Source organism: uncultured Psychromonas sp. (assembly GCF_947489755.1).
Taxonomy (GTDB): Bacteria; Pseudomonadota; Gammaproteobacteria; order Enterobacterales; family Psychromonadaceae; genus Psychromonas.
Genome location: NZ_CANLFB010000003.1, coordinates 1 through 19,841, shown reverse-complemented (window position 1 = coordinate 19,841; position 19,841 = coordinate 1). Strand labels below are relative to the sequence as shown.

Here is a 19,841-nt window from a genome sequence, read left to right as displayed (position 1 = left end):
TATGGTAGCGTCCATTATTACCACCCTATTTTTACAGCCTATCAGGAAGTTATTATCGTGAGTGAAACCTCTTTTGCAACCTTACCTTTATCAAAAAGTCTTTTAACTAATTTAGAGTCTTTAAACTATCAAAAGATGACTGAAATACAGGCGCAATCTTTACCATTAATTTTAAATGGAGAAGATGTTATTGCACAGGGCAAAACGGGCTCCGGTAAAACAGCGGCCTTTACGCTTGGTATATTACATCGCTTAAACGTTAAGCAATTCAGAATCCAATCATTAGTTGTTTGCCCTACTCGTGAATTAGCAGATCAAGTCGCTGCAGATATCAGAAAACTAGCACGCTCGATTCATAATATTAAAGTCATGACGTTATGCGGCGGTACACCACTAAGCCCACAAGCAGCTTCTTTAGAGCATGGCGCACATATTATTGTAGGCACGCCAGGTCGTCTTCAAGATCACCTTAATAGAGGTTCATTGAAGCTTGAACATTTAAGTGTATTAGTACTTGATGAAGCAGACCGCATGTTAGAAATGGGTTTCCAAGATGCGATTGATTGCATTATTGAACATAGTCCAAAACAACGTCAAACTTTGCTATTCAGTGCAACTTACCCAGAGCAAATTGAAAAAATCGCAAAACGTATTATGAATGCGCCAAAGCAAGTTACCGTCAAAGCAACACACGATAACAACGTCATTGAGCAAACGTTTTACTCAGTACAAAACAACCAAGATCGTATGATAGCGTTACGTTTATTATTAAACCGCCATCAGCCAGAATCGAGTGTGGTGTTTTGTAACACCAAACGTGAAGTACAAGAAGTAACAGATGAGCTTGCAAACCGTGGCTACAGTGCGATTGCGCTTCATGGCGATTTAGAACAGAAAGATCGCGATCAAGCATTAATTCGATTCTCTAATAAAAGTGCCCGTATTTTAGTAGCAACCGATGTAGCGGCGCGTGGATTAGACATTGATAACTTAAGTGCAGTATTTAACTTCCATGTTGCGCATGACCAAGAAGTGCATGTTCACCGTATCGGTCGTACTGGTCGCGCTGGCAGTAAAGGTTTAGCATTTACTTTTTACAGTAATAAAGATGACCATAGAATCAAATTATTAGAAGATATTCTTGACCGTAATATCAGCCCAAGTCCATTACCAGATAATGCATTATTAGAGACACCACCAGCAGCCTCTGAAATGATCACCATACGTATTGAAGGCGGTAAAAAGCAAAAAATTCGTCCGGGTGATATTGTAGGCGCATTAACAGGACAAGATGGTATTACAGGCCAACAAGTCGGTAAAATTGCAGTGTCTGAATATTGGTCTTATGTTGCAGTACAGCGTGAGCACCTTAAAATTGCCTTTAAAAAATTAAGTGAAGGTAAACTGAAAGGCAGAAGCTTCCGTGTAATGGTAGTAAGAGGTTAAATATAAAATCAAGTACCAGTTTAATTTGATCAAATTAAACTGGTACTTTCCTTATAAATAAAATGACTACTCATATATAACAACCCTCCACTCACTATTAACACATGAATATCAACGTCTCCCCTTTTTAAAGCTAACCATGACTTACTTTTTGTTTCAAAAGTGAACCTAACTTTAATACGATATCAATTTCGATTTTAAACTCTAAAAGCATACAACGCTCAACATCTATAGATCAGATTTAACCACCCTTCCAACACTAATTTGTAATGTTTTGTAAAAATGTTTCCGCAATTGTAAGTAAATGTAACTTCTTTTTTTATGTGAGCATTTTATCATTTTTTCTAAATCATGACCGTTACACTGCCGCCATCGAGTTAATCGAACAAACGCTAATAAACCACAACGGAGTGAGTTATGAATATATTTGGAAGTTTACAAAAAGTCGGGAAGTCATTAATGCTTCCTGTATCAGTGTTACCTATTGCAGGTATTTTATTGGGTGTCGGCGCCGCTAAATTTAGTATTTTACCTGATGTTGTTTCACAACTAATGGAACAAGCAGGTGGCGCTGTGTTTGGTAATATGGCGTTATTATTCGCCATTGGTGTTGCACTTGGTTTTACTAAGAATGATGGTGTATCAGCACTTGCTGCTGCGGTTGGTTATTACATCATGATGCAAACAATTGAAACATTAGCACCTGGCGCCAATACCGGTGTACTCGGTGGGATAATTGCAGGTGGTATCGCTGCTGCCATGTTTAACCGTTTCTATAATATTTCATTACCTGATTATCTCGGCTTCTTTGCCGGTAAACGTGCCGTACCGATCATGACGGGTTTTGCAGCTATTATTGCGGGCGCAATACTATCCATTATCTGGCCGCCAATTGGCGCAGCTATCTCATCGTTTTCTGAATGGGCTGCACACCAAAATCCAACCGTCGCATTTGGTATTTACGGTGTGGTAGAACGCTCATTAATTCCATTTGGTTTACACCATATTTGGAATGTCCCTTTCTTTTTCGAAGCAGGTGATTGTGTTAACGCTAACGGTAAAGAACTACACGGCATCTTAACATGTTACTTATCGGCTGATGATGCATCTCGTGCAGCGGGTAATGGTTTTGGCCAACTAGCTGGCGGTTACATGTTCAAAATGTTTGGTCTACCAGCTGCTGCGATTGCGATTGCACACTCTGCTAAACCAGAAAATCGCGCCAAAGTAATGGGCATCATGGCATCAGCTGCATTAACGTCTTTCTTAACAGGCATTACTGAACCGATTGAATTCTCGTTTATGTTTGTTGCGCCAGTTTTATATGCTATTCACGCTCTATTAGCGGGTTCTGCATTTGTTGTAACGAACATGTTAGGCATGGTTCACGGAACCTCATTCTCACACGGTTTGATAGACTTCTTAGTACTATCAGCTAACGCTCAAAAAATAACGTACTTCATTATCATTGGTCTTATCTACGCGGTGATTTACTACTCGCTATTCCGTATCGTCATCAAAGCACTCAACCTAAAAACACCAGGTCGTGAAGATGAAGAACAAGTAGCGTCAGTTGTATTGAACAACGAAGAGATGTCTTCTGCATTAGTTGCAGCATTTGGCGGCAAAGCAAACATCGATAATCTAGATGCTTGTATTACGCGCTTACGTATTAGCGTTAATGATATTGCGCTAGTTGATCAAGCGGGTCTTAAAAAATTAGGCGCTGCAGGTGTTGTTGTTTCTGGTAACGGTGTCCAAGCTATCTTTGGTACTAAGTCAGACAACTTAAAAACAGATATGGAAGCTTATTTAGCTAAATAAAAACGCTAATTAAAATAGCTTACTTAAGTTAAATAAAGCCATTAAAGAAAAAGGTAATCATTAATTCATGCAACCTGCAGAATAAAGTGATTACCTTTTCATGTTTGGCAGATTCAATGTTGAAGTGCAAAACAAAAACTCAATACTAGAGATAGTCAGAGACAACCGATAAGCAATGTTTAACCGTTTCATCTTTCTCACCGACAGATGCAACGTAATGTATTGCCGCTTCTGCAGCGCTTTTATCTGCTAACTTACTAATGACCCATGTTGCTAAATACTGTGAGGCTAAACATCCACCAGCAGTGGCTATATTGCCTTTTGCAAAAAAAGGCTGATTGAGTACCTCAACGCCGGACTCAATGACCCAAGGTTTTGTGGTTAAATCAGTACATGCAGGAATATCATCCAATAACCCCAACACCGACATCAACAGCGCGCCTGAGCATTGCCCTGCAATTAATTGTTTCTCAGGGTTCAAAGATAGACGGCTTAATATGCTAGGGTCTTTTGAAATATCACGAGTTTGTAATCCACTACCGAACAAAACAACATCTGCACTGTTAGCGAATTCAAGTGGTTGTTGTGCAAGTACAGTCACGCCGTTCATAGAGGTAACAGATTCTGATGGGCAGGTTATTTGTACATTCCAGCCAAACTCTTTCATGCGGTTCATGATGCTTGCTGCAACAAATGAATCTAATTCGTTAAAACCTTCAAAGGTTAAAATAGCAATATTCATCGATAACTCCATTTATCTTAAAGTGAGGAAAGTATTACAATCGATAACAAAAACACAGATTCAACATGTCTGCTAATGAATTTTAATCCGTTAAATATCTGTTGTCGTAAAATGATGACTTACAATATCGAAACGTTCTCTTAAGTAGAATCGATGAGCGGAAAAACGTTGAACACCTGAATCGAGATGCAATTGTTGGCACCCCATTTCTTTAGCGTATTTTTTCAACCAGTTAATGAGGAGAGACCCTGCCCCTGTTGAGCGAGATGCTTCATTAGTCACAAGATCATCAATATAAATAGACTTACCCCATGCTAACTTTTCACCAACAACAAAACCTGCAACACAAAGTATTTCTTCTTCTTTTTTTACATAAGCGATTTGATAGCCCGTCTCTTGTTGTCGTTCTATTTGCGCTTGTAAATCTTTAAGATCATATTGAGGGCGAAGCTGTAAAAGGATTTGCGCTACTTTTTCTAACTCATCATTAGATGCTAATAAATAGACTTCCATGATATTCCTTACCGTTAACCGTTATAAAATAATATCGATACAACCATAAATGAATAAACACTACTTTTATCGGTTCTTGAATTCAGATGCACTCAATTACTTTCTTTAAGGTCAATACCTTCTAAGGATTGGATTAACGTATCTGATAAACAATAAAGGGTTGTCACTAATTGTTGATTATCTTCAATGATCACACCTGATGATATTGAATGTTCTTCAGTAAATCGCTCCATTGAAACAAACACAATATAATTAATCTTTCCATTCGGAATAGTCACTGAATACCCCATCTCTCGACCAACACCGTTCCATTGCCATGTTGAAGCTTGCTCTCGAAGCACAGATAAGACCAACTCCGGATTTTCTAAGTGTCGTCCAAATCGATACTCAATGTGATTCCCTAGATCCTTAACTTCGATTTTTTTATTGTTAGCTGTTTCACAGGAAAAAATAGTGTCTGCTTTAACAACACTGGTTAAGGTTACTGCGACGGACAACCCAATAAACAACATTGTTTTATTTATCATAGTTACTCATCATTTCACTCTTCATTACACTTTTAATTACACTTTTAATTACACTCATAGCATTCATTTAAGTCGAATGGCTTAACCAGACTTTATAAAATATTTTGAATGGTGGCGACAAGTATTTATTTTCTTTTATAGAAAAACACCTTTACCAATATAAATTCAAAAAATAGCATGAAACACTCTTTTCAAAAATGCTATCTCACAAAGCGATGTTCAATGAAACTTTTACAGTTTTTTAAAATGTTATTTTTCAATACTTTATTATAAGAGGCACGACCGATATACTCTGCCACCTTATTTAAGCTGACTATTTTAAGATAACAACTTAAGTGTAAAGTGCAAAATGATTATAAAATGTATAAGCGAGATAAAATGATTAAGGAAGTGATTCGGTTTTTAGGGTTACAAAGTAATGTTGTCAATTCTGAAAAGACGGTAGCAACAATAGGCGGTATGTTAGCTATTTTTTGTTGTTTTTATGCAACCATCTATTTTACAGGAGATGCTGGTTCCGTCGCCATTTTGCCCTCGATGGGCGCTTCCGCGGTATTGCTTTTTGCAGTCCCGCACGGTCAGCTTTCTACGCCATGGGCTTTTTTTGCAGGTAATATTCTTTCCGCGATTGTGGGGGTGACCTGTGCAACATTCATAGACTCTATGCTTATCGCTGCTCCCGTGGCCGTTGCACTATCAATTTTAGTCATGCATCTCACTCGTAGCTTACATCCACCCGGCGGTGCAACAGCGTTAGCAGCAGTGATCGGCGGCCCTACCATTCACGGGCTCGGCTATTGGTATGTGATTACGCCAACGCTAATTAATTGCAGTATATTGTTTTTAATCGCTATGATTTTTAATAACCTATTCAGCTGGAGGCGCTATCCACAAAGCTTCATGCATTATCAAAGTGTTGGGTACCACCCAGATACGCGTCGCATCAAAATGCAGCATATACATGAAGCAATAAAACGTTCAGATCTGGTGGTCGACGCAAGTGATGAACAAATCAAACGCGTTGTTGATTTAGCCGATGCTATTTATCATGAAGAATTGATTGAACAGTTTGTGCTTGAACTAGGTGCTTTCTATACCAATAGTAAACCAGGAAGACAATGGGCAGTACGGCAAGTAATAGACCGACGTGAACATAACGACCCTTCTCGTTACCTAGTGATTTACCGAATCGCAGACGGTGATAGAAAAGGAACGACAGATACCTGTTCGTTGCAAGAGTTTGCTGAATGGTCGAATGAAAAAATGCGCCCTAAAAAGTAAGTAATAAAGAATGTATTAGAAATTGAAAGTGTATTGGTTTTATACGTAAAGCCTAGAAATTACTAATGAACGTCTAATAAACGACCCAAGCACGATTTTGGGTCGATTTATTAAAAATGAACGCTGATCATTTAATAAGTATGACCAACATTATTAACGGTTCAACACTAACTTAACCGAGTGGCCCACCCAATATTGTTTCTTTTAATCCAGCCATGATGTTGTCGCCTTTTTCTTGTCTAAGGTCAGCATACCAAGCTTCAGTAATATTCATATCTTTACCATGAACCACATCACAACGTTTACGCGCTTTTAATACTAAGTTTTTAGCACGTCCATTACGTTTAAGTTCATAATCTTTCAAAGCGATTTCAATCTCTTTGGTTTTAGAAAATGCTATGCCCAACGCAACAGCATCTTCCATTGCAGAGCAACCGCCTTGCCCAATATCAGGCGTTGTAGGATGCGCAGAATCACCTAATAAAGCAATACGACCTTTAACAAAAGTATCAAATGGTTCAGCATCGTGAATTTCGATACGATTAGTCGTTGAAGGATCCAGCACATCAATTAAGTGCTGAACAGGTTCAGCCCATCCTGCAAAGTACCCTTTTAAATCAGTTTTTAATGTATCGCGATTTTCAGGTAACCCCAGTGGTAATGGAACATCTAAGAAGAAATAAAAGCGATTTTCTGAAATTGGCATCACTGAAACACGTTGCCCATCAGCAACAAAGATGGTCCACTGCTTTGTAGGTGCAATTGCTTCATCAGCTTCGACTAAACCATTCCAGTTAACATAACCTGAGTAACGACGTTCTAAGTTGTAACCAATGATATCAGCACGCACGACAGAGTTGACTCCGTCAGAAGCAATCATAAAATCACCATGTGCTACAGAACCGTCTTCAAAATAAGCCGTCACCCCTTTATCATCTTGCTCAACACGTTCAATGCGCTTACCAAACTGAACTTTGTCACGTCCCCAATCATCAATCATCATTGATTGTAAATCTGCACGAGAGACAGGGCATGGACGCTCACCAACAGCTTCGATTAAAGGAGCAAGGCTAAACTGCGTCATGACTTCCGCTGTTTTGCCGTCTTGATATGCCATGTTCAACATTGGCCCACCTAACTTATCCATAATGTACCCCATGCCAAGATGGTTCATACATTTCACACCATTAGACCAAATTGAAATAGCAGCGCCAACAGGTTTTATCTCTTTAACCGCTTCAAAAATCTCACACTCAATACCCTGTTTTTTTAGTGCCGCTGCAGCAGACATACCACCAATTCCAGCGCCTATAATTAATGCTTTCATTATTTCTTATCCTTTATGAAAATATTCAAGCAGATTGAAATATTACCCATCAATAATGAATAACCTTTGTCACTAGAAGATACAACCTGCCAATGCTATACACCTTTCAACGCAATCACTATGCCAGTTCAGTCAACCCTTGCATATCAAGCTTCGACATAACCGTTTGGTCAAGACTTAGGGTTGTTGCACCAGATTAACGCAGAAAAGCATCCTATTTTGGTGCGAGTGATAAAAGAATAAAATCAATATGACGTAATAACATTACGTCATGGATTCAGATTAAAAGAGTTCAAAAATTGAAAGTAAATGTCTATTAAAATGAAGTTAAGTGAAGATATTTTTATAGCAGATATGAATAGAAAAGTTTATTACGCAAAACTAACGCATTAATTTCAAATTCATTAATGATACAACACTAGATGGTAGTGATTGGACATAATGGCATAAGCGCAGATATTGAGAGATTAAAGATTGAATCAAGATGGCGCATGTCTTGAATCATCGACTGCTGACAGTAATACTTGGGATTGTCTAGATTGAGCCACTACACCCCCTCGCAATAAAAATGGTATGACTAAAAAATAGATTCCATTTAAATATTAATCCAAAAAGATAGGATGTCCTGTTTTTTGTTATCCAATATTATTAACAATATATCGTTGAACAATTCCGTCATTTAACACTATTTCAGAATCAAGTTCACCACCATTATTTATAATGGTAAAAGCAGAGGGTAAGTTAGTTTTATGACAATGAATGTGTATATTGCTTACGCCCATTTTATGTAATACATCAATCGACTCTTTCATGAGTAGAGACCCGAAATTTTGACCTCTATAAGATGGACGAATACCTAAACCAATGTGACCACCGCAATATTCAATGTCGCTATTTAAAAAATGCCTAATGTTAGTGACACCAATAATTTCTTGATCTTTTATTAGCCAAAGAGTGGTGCTTGGTACTTTACCTTCAGGTAAGTTTTCCCCATTAGCAAAGTCATCTAACTTTACCAATAAAGCGTCAAAATTTTCATAATCAAAACCTAGCGTAAATGGATAACGCACTTCATCACCTAGCTCTTTAATGTATTCGATATAACTGCTTTTGTATTTACTTGATGGAGATACAATGTCCATTTCATTTCCAAAGGTTAATTAAATAAATAGCTATAGTTAATGTGGTGGTGAGAATAACCGAGTCAGGTATTGTTTTCTCTACAGGCAAAGGGCAAGGCTGCCCCTATTATTTTACTTACCCGTAAACGACTGTAGTAATATCTATTACTTCGCAGTAGCTAGCCCAGCACCAAAAAGCATGTAAAAAGCACCACTCGCTTTGCTTAAAATTTGGCTTCCTTTTGGTGTTGATAACTTAGCTCTTGCTGATTTAGCAAACAATGCATAGCTAGAGTGAATGATTACGACTAGTACGCTAAATGTTATGGCTAATGATAGAAACTGAAATATATAAGCTTGATTGGGATTTATGAATTGAGGAAAAAGAGCCATAAAAAAGAAAATAGGTTTTGGGTTCAATAATGTAATTAGAAAACCTTCGATGAACTTTTTCTTATTACTTTTAGTTATTCTATTAGGACTGATGTTTGAGCTTGAAGAAGATCTCCACATTTTTATACCCAAATAAATGAGGTAGGCTGCTCCTATACATTTTAAAATAGTAAAAGCTAAGGCAGAAGTAGAAAGAATTGCAGCAAGACTAGTAGCAGATATTATAGCGATACAAAGCATTGCAGTAGCCACACCGATTATTCCAGAAATTGCTCCTCTAAAACCATCTTTGATTGAGTTTGTTATAGTCAAAACGACACCAGGTCCAGGACTTGCAATAGTTGCCGAGGCAATGGCTACAAATAAAATATAATCTTCCATTAATATTACCTTTAAGTATAACGTCTTATTCAGAAGCAAAAAATAGTTGGTTAAAGAATTGAAAACTAACTATTTATTATCGTTTGGAATATTTTGTTAGGCTTTTCCACGCCACTGTTTCTTCCAGTCTTTAAAATCTATAGAGTCAGAATTTAACGATAACATACAGACTGTTTCTTCTATCATTTTCTCTAGATCCTCAATTACGTCACCGCCACACATAACATGTACGATTGAACCGCCAGTTCCAGCACCATCAGGCTCCATGTTTGCACGGTGAAATGTAAAACGGCTTTTAGTATATTCAGATATGTATTCTCTAGGCTCTTTACCATCAAAATGCGCTGGCGGGAAAAACTCGGATAATTTTACCCAGTAATCTTGTAAAGAATTAATAAGATCGTAGCTACCTTGCCTCATATTAGCCGTAATTCCACTATCCCATAATTCTTGAGAGCTTTGTTCTACAACTTTTTTAAGTTTGGGTAGATTGTTAATAAAGTGACATTGGTGAGGTTGATCTAAATACCTTCTATCATAATCCTTACTTGGACGATTCTTTTCGCCTACATCAGCTTCCTCTGAAGGTTTTATTTGTCGTCTAGCAACTTCTAAAACAAGAAGCAGAAACCCTATAAATACCAAAATAGGCTCATAGTTTCCTTCGGGTGTTTGTATCCAAAGCCCACCAATAATTAATGCAACTACTAGTAAAAAGATTTCACTAATCGCAATTATTTTTTTGAACAATTTGGTCTCCAATGCTAAGTAAAGCGTAACTGTGTATTAAACAGAATTTATCCGTGCTTCCAGTGGATAAATAGAACCTTCTAATTTACTTAAATTTGATTAAACAATACCGATAAAAACAAATTAATCAACATGTTAAATATAAGTCTAAATTATTAATCATGTAGATAGACCGAATAGCTCCATATTAACTGAATCCAAGGCTGAAATACGGCACTATCGACATCATTTAATATAGGTTTTATTCGTCTCTCTTATTTAGCTTACTTTATTTAACTTTCTTTATTTAGACGTTAAGGCTTTCACCAATACGCCTAATTGCCTTACGGCATCTTCTGCGCTTAATGAGTCGCTATTGAAGTAATCGCTGATCAATTGAATGATTTGTGCTTTTTGATGGCTACTGGTGGCCATGTTTTGAGTGAAAGACGGTACTTTACTGTCATGTTTAAAGTCAGTCGATGAGAGTTGAGAACAGGCATCAAAACCTGACAAATCGAGATCGGTACGTGCAGGTAGTGAGCCTTTTAGTTGGCTGAAGTCTTGTTGAAAACTGGGTGACATAAGTGTGTCAACGAATATGCTTTGGCTGTGTTGATCCGGTGATAAGTGGGCTTTTTTAAATAATACGAAGCTATCAATATTGTAACTAAATACGCCTTGTGTGCCAGGTGCAGGGATACATTGATAATCTTGCATCGCTTTTTTACCCATTGCTGTCCAACTGCCTTTTACCCAATCGCCCATAAATAGCATGGCCGCTTCATTATTAATGAAAGCCTGAGAAGACCAAGTCCAATCTTGGCCTTGTTGTTCGGGTGTTGCGTAACGATGAAACCGTTTAAATAGTTTAAAGGTATTAACCATTTCTGGTGAGGAGATCACGTCATGATTAAATTCAACGAACGCTTGTTTATACTGTTCTGCGCCAAGCTCTGATATCGCAATCGATTCAAACAATAAAGCATCTTGCCAAGGTGTTCCGCCAAATACTAAAGGTTTGATACCTTTTGAGGTTAAAAACGTCGCCGTCGCAAAAAATTGCTTCCAAGTTGTTGGCGCTGCTAAACCATATTGCTTAAATATTTTTGTATTCAACCATAACCAGTTCACTCTGTGTATATTAATGGGCACAGCCATATAGTTGTTATCAACGCTAATATCGTCAATCACGACCTTAGGTAAAAACTGCTGCCAAGCGCTGGTATCGGTCAATTCATTAATGCCAACTAACATGCTCAAGTTGTTCCATTCTGCGATATCGGGTCCTTTAATTTGCGCGGCTTCAGGTGGATTCCCCGATAAAGCGCGCATTTGTAAAACGTGTATGGCACCGCCGCCGCCACTGCCTACAATCGCAAAGTCTTCAAATTCAATATTGTTAACTTTTAAATGATCAACGAGCACTTGCTTAGACTGTAGCTCGCCTTGCTCTGTCCACCAATGCAATACTTCAAAAGGGGCTGCAAGTGCATGATTAGAAAAGCTAAGCCCTAAACTAAATAGCGTTAATATGGATAAAGTGCCCTTGTTAAAAGGGGCAAGTAACTTTATTAGTGAGTTGCAAGCTATGTGGAGACGTATGTAATCTATGTAGCAAGTTATGTAATATTTCATCGGTATGCCCTTGGTAGAACCACGCAAACTTCTAACCCACCTTTTGGATGATTAAATATGCGAATATCACCACCATGTGCCTGAATGATATTACGCGCGATACCCAAACCTAAACCGTGCCCTTCTTGATCATCATGTAACCTGACATAGGGTGTGAAAATTGATGATAGCGCAGACTCTGCAATGCCCGGACCTTGATCTTTAATCACGATGACTAACGATTGTGCGGAATCTTTAACATAGATATCGACTTTTTCACCATACTTAACAGCGTTGTCAATGAGGTTCGATAAACTCCGTTTTAAGGCGTGTGGTTTTCCTCTGAAATTAGTGTGCGTATTAATATGTAAAGTCACCACGTCTTGCTGAGTACCGACTATTTGTAATAATAATTTTTGAATATCAATGTCGGCTATATTCTCGTGAATATCAGTGTCTTTGACTGTTTGTAAAGCCGCTTTCACTAACATTTCTAAGTCTTCTAAGTCGACATTGAAGGCATCTGTTTGTTTTTCATCATCTAATAATTCAGCACGAAGTCGAAGGCGAGTAATAGGCGTTTTTAAATCGTGAGACACTGATCGAAACAGTACCTCTCTGTCTTTAATATAACTTTGTAGCTTTTGTTGCATGTGGTTAAAAGCACGCGTAGCAGCAATAATTTCCGTGGCCCCTTTCTCTTGTAAAGGCGGTTTAGTGAAATCAATACTGAATTCACCAACAGCCGAGGCTAAGTTTTTTAATGGCTTGGTTTGCCAATGAAATGCGATGTAAATCAATACCAATAAAATCAAGGTAGTAAAGGTGATAGATACAAATTGTTGCGCAGAAATAACCGGTAAATCATCTAACAGGTATGGTGGAGGTAATACCGCTGCTAAATATAACCATTCGTCTTGTGCCAGTTCCATTTGTAACACCAAAATAGGGGAACTAACTGACGGTATAATTAAGTTATAAGCCCCCCACGATGGTGGCAAATCTTTAAGTAAAATATTGTTATTAATGACATGTAAATCATCAGGACTTGAAAACTCTAACAACAGTGTTCTGTGTTGCCCTAGTTTTTTATAAACAATGCTTTTTATATTAGTGAGTACTTGTTGCTTTAATTCACTGTCATTAATAGGGTTAATATCGACTCTTTGCTTGTTAAGTGACACAAAGAATCGTGAGCCGCCTAAGTCTCGTAATTGCTCAAGCACTAAATGACGATAGGTATTAGGCAGTTTTTGAAAGAATGAAATGGTACTGACAGCGCTATTACCAAGGTTTTCAGCATTGGTTAATACAACATTTTTCTCACTGTCTGCAATCTGTGTCACCCAAAAAATACTGGTGAGGCTTTGTGCAACAACGACTGACACAATGGTCAGTAATAGCATACGAGAGATTAATGAACCAAATAGCTTTCTAATATATGCCATACACGCCTGATATTTTCACATTGAAATAGATGATTAAAAACTAAAGTACTTATTGGGCTAAATGCTGTACTTCAGCAATAAAGGTATAACCTGCGCCACGGACTGTTTTAATAATTTGAGGGAATTTAGCATTATCCCCTAAGCTTTGGCGTAAACGACTTAGGTGCACGTCTATTCCGCGTTCGTTAGCAAATGCATCACGACCGTGCAGTGCTTGGCATATTTGGTCTCTCGAAATAGCGGTATAAGGTTTGTTTAAAAATAACATTAATAATTGGTAGTCTGCGCCCGTTAAGGATAACGTTTCACCAGATTCAGTTTCTAAGTTATGTTGCTGCGTATCTAGCTTCCACTGAGCAAATTTAATATAACGTAGTTTAGCGGGCGTCGATTCATCTTTAATGAAGCTGCTTCTGCGTAATAACGCTTTGATACGCGCTAACAATTCACGCGGGCTAAAAGGTTTAGCAATATAATCATCTGCACCAATCTCAAGACCTAATACTTTGTCTACTTCATCTGAGTTAGCCGTTAGCATAATAATCGGGACATTTGATGTTTGGCGAATACGTTGGCATAAAGTAAAGCCATCGTCACCGGGCATCATTACATCTAAAATAATTAAATCGGGTTGGTTATCTTTCAATTTCAACGTCATCTCAATACCATCTTCGGCAGATATTATTGAAAACCCTGCTTTTGCTAAATATTCAGATAATAATTCACGTATCGATTTATCATCATCAACGACTAATATTTGCTTTGTATTGTCCACACTGACTCGCTTATCACTTGAAAGTTAACCATTTAACCTTTTTGATTTATGGCGCTTATTTTAAAGCAAATAAGTTATAGCGGACATTATTCGTTATAGTTTTATGTTGAAGTATCGAGTCAGCGCGCAAAATCATGACAAAATGACCATGATTAAACAACAACCTCTCAGATTAATATTCAAACAATTAAACCAATAAAAATATAAATATCAGTTAGTTACTACCTACATTTAGTTTAATTTAAATAAAGATGTTTTTTAAGCTTGCACTGACTAATAACGATGATAAAATGCGCGCGTTTTTCCAATTCAACTATTTTATTATAACGACTTATTATTACGGAGGCTTATTACAATGCAACACACTTACATTGATTCATCTAAACCTCTCAAGCGTTATTTTACTCCCCAAGATCAGTATTTAATACAGTGTCGAGAACGTGCGGTAGAACCTTGAATTAACCAATTCATCTAGCCCTAGTTCACTAACGATTACTTGTAATTACAATTATTGCTACCCTTATTTATCGATCCTATTTATATTTTATAAATAGGATGATTTACTTTATTTATTCCAATTTAGCGGAGCGTAAAATGCCAAACGTCCTAAATTTAGCACCAGAATGTCACGCAGAAAACTATTCAGAAGTACCTGTTATTACTTCACCTTATGATTTAACACCTGATGAAGTGTTACTCAGCCAAGAGCATTATGAATCTGAAGTGCGTTCGTACCCTCGTCGCTTACCGATTGCTATCAAAAGCGGTCGTGGTGCTATCATTGAAGATACAAAAGGACAGGTTTACCTTGATTGTCTAGCTTGTGCTGGTGCTTTACCGTTGGGTTATAACCACAGTGAGATTAACCAAGTATTAATTAACCAAATTAATACAGGTGTTCCTTACCAAACGTTAGATTTAACAACGCCAAGCAAAGACGCATTCATTAAAGCAGTGATGCAGTTTTTACCGGCTAACTTTGCTAAAACAGCACGTATTCAGTTTTGTGGCCCATCGGGCGCAGACGCAGTAGAAGCATCGATTAAATTAGCAAAACTATACACTAAACGTAATACCATGATGTCTTTTCAAGGCGCTTACCACGGTATGACTAATGGTGCATTAGCCTTGACAGGTAACTTGGGTTCTAAGAGCCGCCGTACTGGTTTGATGTCTGATGTGCACTTTATGCCTTTCCCTTATGATTTTCGTTGTAAATTCGGTTTAGGTGGCGAAGAAGGCGCTAAGCAAAGCATTCGTTATATCGAATCTGTGTTATGTGATGATGAATCAGGTATTACGAAACCTGCTGCTATTATTGTTGAACCAATCCAAGGTGAAGGTGGTGTAATACCTGCGCCGAAAAAATGGCTACAAGAACTACGTCGCATCACGACTGAACACGGTATTTTGTTAATATTTGACGAAGTACAATGTGGCATTGGCCGTAGTGGCGATCACTTTGCATTTGAAGAATCAGGCATTGAACCAGATATTCTTATTTTATCTAAAGCGATTGGTGGCGGTATGCCGATGTCAGTTATTTTATACAATGATAAATTTGATTGTTGGAATGCAGGTGAACACACGGGTACATTCCGTGGTAACCAATTAGCAATGGCAAGTGGTGCAAAAACATTAGAAATTATTCAACGTGATAACTTAGCAAAAAATGCCGCTGAACGCGGTGAGCAATTACGTGAAGCATTACGCCAAATTCAAACGGATTTCCCTCAAATTGGTGATGTACGTGGCCGTGGTTTAATGAACGGGATTGAAATTGTTAAACCAGGTGAGTTTAATTCACTAGGTCAAGCTGAAGCCGATCCTCAATTAGCGATTAAAATTCAACGTGCTGCGCTAGAGTTAGGTTTGATTATTGAAAAAGGTGGACGTCAAGGCGCTGTATTACGCTTCTTACCACCATTAATCATCAGTGAAGTACAAATCAACTTTGTTGCTGAAACAATGGCAAAAGCGATTGCAATTGCAATTGCGGTGGATGCTAAATAATGACTCAAGGTAATAAGTGGTCACATTATTTTGCTCAGCTTGGTGAAAACCAAGCTTTTGAGCAAGCAACGGCACAAACACAACAAGCTATTAATAGTTTATTTAAAAATGCGGATAAACCCTACTCTGGGCTTGAGCCAGCTTTATTGAAACAACAAATTAATGCGGTGGATTTTTCACAACCAGCTTCGTTACAAGACGTCATTGAAAGTACTAATGAGCTGATCGCTAAAAACTCATTATTAGTACAGCATCCACATACTATTGCTCATTTACATACACCGCCACTCATTGCGTCGATTGTTGCAGAACATTTTATTGCTGCCTTAAATCAATCGATGGACTCGTGGGATCAAGCTCCTGCTGCGACTTATGTAGAACAGCAAATGGTCGATTGGTTATGCAAAACCTATCAACTAGGTGAGCACTCTGACGGTGTATTCACCAGTGGCGGTACGCAAAGTAATTTAATGGGCTTATTGTTAGCGCGTGATTGGTTTGCAGCGAATCGTTCTCAACATGATGTGCAACAAGATGGTTTACCTGAGTATGCACACAAGATGCGTATTATTTGTTCTGATAAAAGTCATTTTACGGTACAAAAATCAGCGTCCTTAATGGGTTTAGGCGAGCGTAGTGTTGTTTTAGTTAACACCAATGTACAAGGACAAATTGATGTCCAAGCATTACAACTCACTATCGATGCTTTGAAAGCGCAGGATTTATTACCTTTTGTCGTTGTCGGTATGGCTGGTACAACTGACCATGGTGCCATTGATGATTTAACAGCTGTTGTCGATATTGCGCGAGCAGCGGGTTGTTGGTCGCATATTGATGGGGCTTACGGTGCTGCATTACAATTAAGTGAGCAACATAAGTCTCGCCTTAAAGGTATTGAGTTAGCTGACTCAGTAAGTGTTGATTTCCACAAGCTGTTCTATCAAACAATTAGTTGTGGCGCCCTACTGATCAAAAATAAAGCTAATTTTAATACCTTACTACACCATGCAGATTACCTGAATCGTGAAGGTGATGAATTACCTAATTTAGTCGATAAAAGCATTGCAACCACAAAACGCTTTGATGCTTTAAAAATGTTTATGACACTCAAAGCAGTAGGCGAAAAGCAATTAGGTGAGTTTTACGATTACCTTTTATTACTGACGCAAGAAGTGGCGAGCAAATTTGAACAGAACAAACACTTTGAATTATGCTGTACGCCATTATTATCGACGGTATTGTTCCGCTTATCACCTTTATTACAAGGCGATTTAAGTGAGGCTGAATTTAATAAATTGCATCAAACATTACGTTTAACCATGCTAACCACTGGTGAAGCGGTTATTGCGGAAACGAAAGTAGATGGTCAATTAGTCCTTAAATTTACCTTATTAAACCCTTGTTTACACATCAGTGATTTTGATTCACTGATCGCCAAAATTGAAGAGACAGCACTACAACTATTAAATTAGTCAATACAACACGTTTATTACATTGAGATTACTGACACTGCCTAGTGTATTAGGCAGTAGTTAAGTAAAAAATAATATTAAGAATTAAAGAATAGGAATTGATAATGTCTGTACTACAAATTGGCGCCGGTGGCGTGGGATGGGTGATCGCACATAAATGTGCTCAAAATAATGATGTGTTTGGTGATATAACTATCGCTTCTCGTACGCTTTCTAAATGTGAAAAAATTATTACGTCAATCAAAGGTCGTAATAACCTTAAAGACACCACTAAAAATATCACAGCGCAAGTCATCAATGCCGATGATGTTGACGCGTTAGTTGCTTTGATTAAACAAGTACAACCTGACTTAGTCATTAATGCGGGTCCTCCTTGGGTGAACGTAGCGATTATGGAAGCGTGTGTACAAACTAAAACCGCTTACCTAGATACCTCTGTTGCCACGGATCTTTGTAGTCCAGGCCAACAAGTACCAGAAGCGTACGATCCACAATGGGCTTTTGCAGACCGCTTTAAAGAAGCAGGCATCACGGGTATTTTAGGCGCTGGTTTTGATCCAGGTGTCGTCAGTGTATTTGCGACTTACGCTCATAAACACTTATTCGATGAGATCGATAGTATCGATGTGATGGATGTGAATGCCGGCGATCACGGACAAAAGTTTGCCACTAATTTTGACCCTGAAACCAATATGTTAGAAATTCAAGGCGACTCTTTCTATTACGAAAATGGCGAATGGAACCAAGTACCTTGTCATAGCCGTATGATGGAATTTGATTTCCCTGTTGTTGGTAAACAAAAAGTATATTCAATGGCGCACGATGAAGTACGCTCTATGGCTGAGTTTATTCCTGCTAAACGTATTGAATTTTGGATGGGTTTTTCAGACAGTTACTTAAACTTCTTTAACGTAATGCGCACTATAGGCTTGTTAGATACAAAACCAGTGACCACTTGTGATGGTATTACCGTTGAGCCGCTTAAAGTATTAAAAGCTATTTTACCTGACCCGACGTCACTAGCACCTGGTTATACGGGTAAAACCTGTATTGGTACTTGGTTACGTGGTAAAAAAGATGGCGTTGCTAAAAGTATCTTTATCTACAATATTTGTGACCATAAAGAATCATACAATGAAGTAGAACATCAAGCGATTTCTTACACAACAGGTGTACCAGCGATTACCGCCGCGTTACTTTATTTCCAAGGGAAATGGAGCGATAAAGGCTTATATAACGTTGAACAACTGAACCCAGACCATTTCTTAGCATTAATGCCTAAAATTGGCCTTAGCTGGGAAATATTAGAATTAACGGCATAAATAAAATAGACATAAATAGTATTAATTCTGTCTAGAATATAAAAAATCCTGAATATGAATTCAGGATTTTTTAATTATTACATTAAGAATTAAAATGCGCCTGTAAATAAAGGGTCTCTATTAATTCAATACTAAAGTTAGAATATCATTTTTTAACTTTACGTGTCGCGGCAAACCCCATTAAGCTTAATACAAACAACATAACACCAGCAGGAGCTGGTACACTTACGGCAAGATCTCGAGAAACTTGCAAAGTATAATCATCCCCTGAAATCGGTGCACTGCCATTAAAACCACTATCGGTTGCACTTGTAGGGTATCGAGCAACACCAATCACATAAAGGCCTGAAGAGCTTGATTCCCAAGAGAATTTAGGATCATATGAATGTACTGAACCAATATCTACTATACTACAAAATGATACTCCATTTTCTACACAACTATCATCTTGATCAGCAAGTAAAGCTGAAGTAGTATCACTGATTGACCACAAACCAATTTCAGCATCTAAATTTGGCATACCATAGTCAATATCAAAAATATAATTTTGGTTTGCTAATGCGGTAAATGAATAATAATCATATGTTCCATCGCCGTCTAAAGAAACTATTGAACTCCATTCCCAATCAAGCTCATTCGCATTATAAATATCATCATTTACACCGCTACTGAATGTTCCATCTATATTTTGAGCAGTAAATAATACCATTCCGCCTAATTAGCTGATCAGATTCATCCAATCCCTAGTGCACATTTTTATTACTCTTTGACTATCACTTACAAAGTCATTCCATGCATCACAAACAGCATCCACAATTGATTCATAGCCATTAAAACAACGATTAGCTAAATGATGTTGACGCAACCAGCTCCATACTTGTTCTATCGGGTTTAATTCTGGCGAGTACGG

The 19,841-nt window shown here is 37.9% G+C and carries 18 protein-coding genes; 6 read left to right on the top strand and 12 right to left on the bottom strand.

Translation table 11 applies throughout. From position 1 onward, the window contains the following. Positions 1–57 precede the first annotated feature (57 nt). Positions 58–1,446: an ATP-dependent RNA helicase DbpA gene (gene dbpA / locus Q0794_RS02365; RefSeq protein WP_298939905.1), complete on the top strand. Its 1,389-nt coding sequence runs from the start codon at positions 58–60 to the stop codon at positions 1,444–1,446. A gap of 417 nt (positions 1,447–1,863) precedes the next feature. Next, positions 1,864–3,270 (top strand): PTS glucose transporter subunit IIBC, encoded by a 1,407-nt coding sequence (ptsG, locus tag Q0794_RS02360; RefSeq protein ID WP_298939904.1) that lies wholly within the window; start codon positions 1,864–1,866, stop codon positions 3,268–3,270. 145 nt (positions 3,271–3,415) lie between these two features. Here ptsG and Q0794_RS02355 read toward each other — a convergent pair whose 3' ends face one another. The 3 genes from Q0794_RS02355 to Q0794_RS02345 all read right to left on the bottom strand — a co-directional run bounded on the left by Q0794_RS02355 (position 3,416) and on the right by Q0794_RS02345 (position 5,052). Then, positions 3,416–4,012, bottom strand: coding sequence for a DJ-1/PfpI family protein (locus Q0794_RS02355; protein ID WP_298939903.1), 597 nt, complete (start codon positions 4,010–4,012; stop codon positions 3,416–3,418). A gap of 90 nt (positions 4,013–4,102) precedes the next feature. Further along, entirely contained in the window at positions 4,103–4,525 is a 423-nt protein-coding gene (locus tag Q0794_RS02350; RefSeq protein ID WP_298939902.1) for a GNAT family N-acetyltransferase, read from the bottom strand. Between the two features lie 92 nt (positions 4,526–4,617). After that, positions 4,618–5,052 (bottom strand): hypothetical protein, encoded by a 435-nt coding sequence (locus tag Q0794_RS02345; protein ID WP_298939901.1) that lies wholly within the window; start codon positions 5,050–5,052, stop codon positions 4,618–4,620. A 378-nt stretch (positions 5,053–5,430) separates the two neighbouring features. Between Q0794_RS02345 and Q0794_RS02340 the strand changes: the two genes are divergently transcribed. Beyond that, positions 5,431–6,333, top strand: a complete 903-nt coding sequence (locus Q0794_RS02340; protein ID WP_298939900.1) for an HPP family protein — start codon at positions 5,431–5,433, stop codon at positions 6,331–6,333. Between the two features lie 172 nt (positions 6,334–6,505). On the opposite strand, the gene hpxO is transcribed toward Q0794_RS02340, so the two are convergent. The 7 genes from hpxO to Q0794_RS02305 all read right to left on the bottom strand — a co-directional run bounded on the left by hpxO (position 6,506) and on the right by Q0794_RS02305 (position 14,124). Continuing rightward, positions 6,506–7,660 (bottom strand): FAD-dependent urate hydroxylase HpxO, encoded by a 1,155-nt coding sequence (gene hpxO, locus Q0794_RS02335; RefSeq protein ID WP_298939899.1) that lies wholly within the window; start codon positions 7,658–7,660, stop codon positions 6,506–6,508. Between the two features lie 635 nt (positions 7,661–8,295). Beyond that, a complete protein-coding gene (locus Q0794_RS02330) occupies positions 8,296–8,802 on the bottom strand; it encodes a GNAT family N-acetyltransferase (protein ID WP_298939898.1) in 507 nt (168 codons plus the stop codon). 144 nt (positions 8,803–8,946) lie between these two features. After that, a complete protein-coding gene (locus tag Q0794_RS02325) occupies positions 8,947–9,555 on the bottom strand; it encodes a LysE family translocator (RefSeq protein ID WP_298939897.1) in 609 nt (202 codons plus the stop codon). Positions 9,556–9,651: 96 nt separating this feature from the next. Continuing rightward, a complete protein-coding gene (locus Q0794_RS02320; RefSeq protein WP_298939896.1) occupies positions 9,652–10,305 on the bottom strand; it encodes a hypothetical protein in 654 nt (217 codons plus the stop codon). A 282-nt stretch (positions 10,306–10,587) separates the two neighbouring features. Continuing rightward, a complete protein-coding gene (locus Q0794_RS02315; protein ID WP_298939895.1) occupies positions 10,588–11,922 on the bottom strand; it encodes an ABC transporter substrate-binding protein in 1,335 nt (444 codons plus the stop codon). Further along, entirely contained in the window at positions 11,919–13,349 is a 1,431-nt protein-coding gene (locus Q0794_RS02310; RefSeq protein WP_298939894.1) for an ATP-binding protein, read from the bottom strand. Before Q0794_RS02310 ends, Q0794_RS02315 begins: the two co-directional genes overlap by 4 nt. Before the next feature lie 49 nt (positions 13,350–13,398). Beyond that, positions 13,399–14,124, bottom strand: a complete 726-nt coding sequence (locus Q0794_RS02305) for a response regulator transcription factor (protein WP_298939893.1) — start codon at positions 14,122–14,124, stop codon at positions 13,399–13,401. Between the two features lie 594 nt (positions 14,125–14,718). Between Q0794_RS02305 and Q0794_RS02300 the strand changes: the two genes are divergently transcribed. The 3 genes from Q0794_RS02300 (at position 14,719) to Q0794_RS02290 (ending at position 18,931) form a co-directional block, all read left to right on the top strand. Further along, complete coding sequence (locus Q0794_RS02300; RefSeq protein WP_298939892.1) at positions 14,719–16,137, top strand: diaminobutyrate--2-oxoglutarate transaminase family protein; 1,419 nt, start codon at positions 14,719–14,721, stop codon at positions 16,135–16,137. Next, positions 16,137–17,609, top strand: a complete 1,473-nt coding sequence (locus Q0794_RS02295) for an aspartate aminotransferase family protein (protein WP_298939891.1) — start codon at positions 16,137–16,139, stop codon at positions 17,607–17,609. Before Q0794_RS02300 ends, Q0794_RS02295 begins: the two co-directional genes overlap by 1 nt. A gap of 104 nt (positions 17,610–17,713) precedes the next feature. Next, a complete protein-coding gene (locus tag Q0794_RS02290) occupies positions 17,714–18,931 on the top strand; it encodes a carboxynorspermidine synthase (RefSeq protein ID WP_298939890.1) in 1,218 nt (405 codons plus the stop codon). Positions 18,932–19,076: 145 nt separating this feature from the next. On the opposite strand, the gene Q0794_RS02285 is transcribed toward Q0794_RS02290, so the two are convergent. Together Q0794_RS02285 and Q0794_RS02280 are read right to left on the bottom strand one after the other, a co-directional pair. Next, on the bottom strand, positions 19,077–19,640 hold the full coding sequence (locus Q0794_RS02285; RefSeq protein ID WP_298939889.1) for a hypothetical protein: 564 nt from the start codon (positions 19,638–19,640) through the stop codon (positions 19,077–19,079). Positions 19,641–19,649: 9 nt separating this feature from the next. Beyond that, a partial coding sequence (locus Q0794_RS02280; protein WP_298939888.1) for a transposase occupies positions 19,650–19,841 on the bottom strand: 192 nt, incomplete at its 5' end.

Bases quoted from the DNA above. Each gene is read 5' to 3' on its own strand.
- ptsG (WP_298939904.1), top strand. From the start codon at position 1,864: ATGAATATATTTGGAAGTTTACAAAAAGTCGGGAAGTCATTAATGCTT.
- Q0794_RS02355 (WP_298939903.1), bottom strand. From the start codon at position 4,012: ATGAATATTGCTATTTTAACCTTTGAAGGTTTTAACGAATTAGATTCA.
- Q0794_RS02350 (WP_298939902.1), bottom strand. From the start codon at position 4,525: ATGGAAGTCTATTTATTAGCATCTAATGATGAGTTAGAAAAAGTAGCG.
- Q0794_RS02345 (WP_298939901.1), bottom strand. From the start codon at position 5,052: ATGATAAATAAAACAATGTTGTTTATTGGGTTGTCCGTCGCAGTAACC.
- Q0794_RS02340 (WP_298939900.1), top strand. From the start codon at position 5,431: ATGATTAAGGAAGTGATTCGGTTTTTAGGGTTACAAAGTAATGTTGTC.
- hpxO (WP_298939899.1), bottom strand. From the start codon at position 7,660: ATGAAAGCATTAATTATAGGCGCTGGAATTGGTGGTATGTCTGCTGCA.
- Q0794_RS02330 (WP_298939898.1), bottom strand. From the start codon at position 8,802: ATGGACATTGTATCTCCATCAAGTAAATACAAAAGCAGTTATATCGAA.
- Q0794_RS02325 (WP_298939897.1), bottom strand. From the start codon at position 9,555: ATGGAAGATTATATTTTATTTGTAGCCATTGCCTCGGCAACTATTGCA.
- Q0794_RS02315 (WP_298939895.1), bottom strand. From the start codon at position 11,922: ATGAAATATTACATAACTTGCTACATAGATTACATACGTCTCCACATA.
- Q0794_RS02310 (WP_298939894.1), bottom strand. From the start codon at position 13,349: ATGGCATATATTAGAAAGCTATTTGGTTCATTAATCTCTCGTATGCTA.
- Q0794_RS02300 (WP_298939892.1), top strand. From the start codon at position 14,719: ATGCCAAACGTCCTAAATTTAGCACCAGAATGTCACGCAGAAAACTAT.
- Q0794_RS02295 (WP_298939891.1), top strand. From the start codon at position 16,137: ATGACTCAAGGTAATAAGTGGTCACATTATTTTGCTCAGCTTGGTGAA.
- Q0794_RS02290 (WP_298939890.1), top strand. From the start codon at position 17,714: ATGTCTGTACTACAAATTGGCGCCGGTGGCGTGGGATGGGTGATCGCA.
- Q0794_RS02285 (WP_298939889.1), bottom strand. From the start codon at position 19,640: ATGGTATTATTTACTGCTCAAAATATAGATGGAACATTCAGTAGCGGT.